The organism is Lysinibacillus sp. NPDC097195, from assembly GCF_044762075.1.
Taxonomy (GTDB): Bacteria; Bacillota; Bacilli; order Bacillales_A; family Planococcaceae; genus Lysinibacillus.
This window is the reverse complement of the sequence record NZ_JBIWDP010000018.1, coordinates 1-1,090: the sequence shown is the minus strand read 5'-3', so window position 1 is coordinate 1,090 and position 1,090 is coordinate 1. Positions and strand designations below refer to the sequence as shown.

At 50.0% G+C, this 1,090-nt stretch carries 9 tRNA genes and 1 rRNA gene; all 10 read right to left on the bottom strand.

The window, feature by feature from the left end:
* Nucleotides 1-152: 152 nt before the first annotated feature.
* Nucleotides 153-228: transfer RNA gene (locus tag ACIQXI_RS21985), tRNA-Ala, on the bottom strand.
* A 20-nt stretch (nt 229-248) separates the two neighbouring features.
* Nucleotides 249-325: transfer RNA gene (locus tag ACIQXI_RS21980), tRNA-Pro, on the bottom strand.
* A gap of 9 nt (nt 326-334) precedes the next feature.
* Nucleotides 335-411, bottom strand: a tRNA-Arg gene (locus ACIQXI_RS21975).
* 15 nt (nt 412-426) lie between these two features.
* Nucleotides 427-515: transfer RNA gene (locus ACIQXI_RS21970), tRNA-Leu, on the bottom strand.
* A gap of 5 nt (nt 516-520) precedes the next feature.
* Nucleotides 521-595, bottom strand: a tRNA-Gly gene (locus tag ACIQXI_RS21965).
* Between the two features lie 48 nt (nt 596-643).
* A tRNA-Leu gene (locus tag ACIQXI_RS21960) sits at nt 644-728 on the bottom strand.
* A 21-nt stretch (nt 729-749) separates the two neighbouring features.
* A tRNA-Lys gene (locus ACIQXI_RS21955) sits at nt 750-825 on the bottom strand.
* A gap of 6 nt (nt 826-831) precedes the next feature.
* Nucleotides 832-907: transfer RNA gene (locus tag ACIQXI_RS21950), tRNA-Thr, on the bottom strand.
* A gap of 3 nt (nt 908-910) precedes the next feature.
* Nucleotides 911-986: transfer RNA gene (locus ACIQXI_RS21945), tRNA-Val, on the bottom strand.
* Nucleotides 987-996: 10 nt separating this feature from the next.
* A 5S ribosomal RNA gene (gene rrf / locus ACIQXI_RS21940) occupies nt 997-1,090 on the bottom strand; the annotation flags it as partial.

The following is a 1,090-nucleotide window of genomic DNA, read 5'->3' as shown; positions in this document are numbered from 1 at the left end:
TCTCCATAAAAGAAATTTGATTAGCTCAAATTGTTTTGCTGGCATCAATTTTGATGTCCAAAATTTTTGTTTCGTTCACTAACCGAAGTTAGCTCGGAAACTATATTGATTACGTTTTGCTTGTTCAGTTTTCAAGGTTCATTTATTGAAATTGGTGGAGCCTAGCGGGATCGAACCGCTGACCTCCTGCGTGCAAGGCAGGCGCTCTCCCAGCTGAGCTAAGGCCCCATAAATTGATTTTTAGGAAATGGTCGGGAAGACAGGATTCGAACCTGCGACCCCTTGGTCCCAAACCAAGTGCTCTACCAAGCTGAGCTACTTCCCGTTCATTTATTGGCGCGCCCGGCAGGAGTCGAACCCACAACCTTCTGATCCGTAGTCAGACGCTCTATCCAATTGAGCTACGGGCGCTTGTTTTTAAAAAAATGGTGCCGAGGGCCGGAATCGAACCGGCACGGTAGTCACCTACCGCAGGATTTTAAGTCCTGTGCGTCTGCCAGTTCCGCCACCCCGGCACATTTGGAGCGGAAGACGAGGTTCGAACTCGCGACCCCCACCTTGGCAAGGTGGTGTTCTACCACTGAACTACTTCCGCATGTGCATAAGATTATTTATCCTGGCAATTATGAATTTGAAATATAAATGGTGCGGGTGAAGGGAGTCGAACCCCCACGCCTCGCGGCGCTAGATCCTAAGTCTAGTGCGTCTGCCAATTCCGCCACACCCGCATATTATTGTTGGTAATTAAATGGTGAGCCATGAAGGACTCGAACCTTCGACCCTCTGATTAAAAGTCAGATGCTCTACCAACTGAGCTAATGGCTCAAAAAATGGTGCCGGCTATAGGAATCGAACCCACGACCTACTGATTACAAGTCAGTTGCTCTACCTGCTGAGCTAAACCGGCATATGGTGGAGGATGACGGGCTCGAACCGCCGACCCTCTGCTTGTAAGGCAGATGCTCTCCCAGCTGAGCTAATCCTCCTGGGTATTATGCCTAGCGACGTCCTACTCTCACAGGGGGAAGCCCCCAACTACCATCGGCGCTAAAGAGCTTAACTTCCGTGTTCGGTATGGGAACGGGTGTGA